Annotated in this window: 1 protein-coding gene; it reads right to left on the bottom strand. The window is 68.3% G+C overall.

What is annotated here, in order from left to right; genetic code table 11:
- Positions 1-2,343: Rne/Rng family ribonuclease (locus QZV72_RS01295; protein WP_297004238.1), on the bottom strand; the 2,343-nt coding region annotated here is incomplete at both ends.

The raw sequence follows: 2,343 nt of genomic DNA, 5'->3' as shown, positions 1-2,343 counted from the left end.
GACGGCCGCGCCGGTCAGTGCCGGCCTGCGCCGCGGACCGCGACGGCCGCACCTCCGGCTCATCCGACACGTAGTCGGCGCCGGTGGGCTCGTCCGGGTCCTCGGCACCGGCGTGCGCGACGGCCTGTGCGGCGATCGCCGCGACGTCACCGCCACGACCGGCATGCCGGTCACCGGGATGCTGTGACTCCGGCTGCCCCGCTTCGACACGACGGACCACCCGGCGGCGACCATGATGTTGCCCGTGGGTCTCACCGGACCGCCCGGACCGCTGCGGCGCATCGACGTCACCGTGGTCCGCGCCGTGCTCCGGAGACTCCGCCGACGCCTTCACCGGGGTTTCCCCGGAGGCCTTCTCCTGGTTCCGGTTGACGGCACGGTCACCGGAACGCGAACCACGACGGGTCCGACGGCTACGGCCCCGGCTCTGGGACGACCCGACGCCGTGGACGTCCCGGGACGTCACAGAGTCCACAGAGTCCACAGACGCCACGGATTCAACGGACTCCGCAGTCTCCGCATGCCCCGACGTTTCCGGGTGCTCGTCTTCACCCCCGGTGTGGTCGGTCTGATCCGCGGTCCCGGAGGACGCCGCCGCCCGGTGCCTCTCGTGACGACGCTGCGTCTCCTGCTGGTCACGGGCCTGACGCTTCTCGGCGCGATGTCCGTGGTCGCGGCGCTCATGGTGGCGGTCGTCCTCCTCCTCGACATGCTCGACCGGGTCGTCGTGGATGATCACACCACGTCCCCCGCAGGTCGGGCACTCGGTGGAGAAGGTCTCCAGCAGGCCGGTGCCGAGGCGCTTGCGCGTCATCTGCACCAGGCCGAGACTGGTGACCTCGGAAACCTTGTGACGGGTCCGGTCCCGGCCGAGGAACTCACTGAGGCGTCGCAGCATCAGGTCACGGTTCTCCGGCAGGACCATGTCGATGAAGTCGACGACGATCATGCCGCCCATGTCCCGCAGCCGCATCTGGCGGACGATCTCCTCGGCGGCCTCAAGGTTGTTGAGGGTGACGGTCTCCTCGAGGTTACCGCCGGAGCCGACGAAGGATCCGGTGTTCACGTCGATGACCGTCATCGCCTCGGTGCGGTCGATGATGAGGTAGCCGCCGGACGGCAACCAGACCTTCCGGCTCAGCGCCTTGGCGAGCTGCTCATCGAGCTGACGGTCGGCGAAGACGTCGCGTCCGCCGTGCTGCTCCGGGTGGTAGCGCACCACGCGGGACTCCAGGTCGGGGGCGATCCGGTGGACGTAGTCACGCACGACAGCCCAGGACTTCTCACCGTCGACGACGAGTTCGTTGAAATCCTCGTTGAAGATGTCACGGATGACCTTGACGAGCATGTTCGGCTCCTCGTACATGGTCACCGGATGGGACCCCTTACGGGCCCGGGCCCTCTCCTCGGCGTCCTGGATGTCTACCCAGCGCTGGTGGAGACGGTCAACGTCTTCGGCGATGAGCTCCTCGGACACACCTTCGGCGGCGGTGCGGATGATCGTGCCACCGTTGTCCGGGACCACACGTCCGAGGATCTCCTTGAGCCGCTTGCGCTCGGACTCGGGCAGCTTGCGGGAGATGCCCTGGGTCTTGCCACCCGGCACGTACACGAGGTAGCGGCCGGCGAAGTTCAGCCGGTTGGTCAGCCGGGCGCCCTTGTGGCCCAGCGGATCCTTGATCACCTGGACGAGGACCTGGTCACCGGGCTTCAGCGCCGCCTCGATACGACGGGTGCGGGTGTGCAGGTGCTTGTTGCGCCAGTCGACTTCACCGGCGTAGAGGACGGCGTTGCGTCCGGTCCCGATGTCGATGAACGCTGCCTCCATGCTCGACAGGACATTCTGGACGCGGCCCAGGTAGATGTTGCCGATGATCGAGGACTGCGTCTCACTGGTGACGAAGTGCTCGACGAGCATCCCGTCCTCGGTGATGCCGACCTGGGTGGTGGTGCCGGGGTGGTCGGAGCGCTCAGAGTCACGGACGACCATCGCACGGTCGACGTTCTCGCGTCGGGCGAGGAACTCCGCCTTGCTGACGACCTTCTTCTTGTCGTGGCCCTGCTCCTGGCGCCAGCGCTTCTTCGACTCCAGTCGGGTGGAGCCCTTGAGCTTCACCGGCTCATCGACGACCTCCGCGCCCTCGGTGAGGACGGGGAGCTCCCCGGGGACACCGTGGTCATCGGCGGGTTCCTGGGGCTGCGGCTCCTGGGTGTCGTCGTTCTCCTGGTCGGGACGGTTGTCCTGGGGCTCCCGGCTCTCGTGGTGACGGTCCTGGTCGCCGCGACCACGTCCACGGCCACGACGACCGCGGCGGTGTCCGCGGTTCCCCGTCTCGTCCCCGG

This window comes from uncultured Corynebacterium sp., from assembly GCF_902782855.1.
GTDB lineage: Bacteria > Actinomycetota > Actinomycetes > Mycobacteriales > Mycobacteriaceae > Corynebacterium.
Note: the sequence above shows the minus strand (reverse complement) of the source record. Positions and strands in the feature narration are given on the sequence as shown.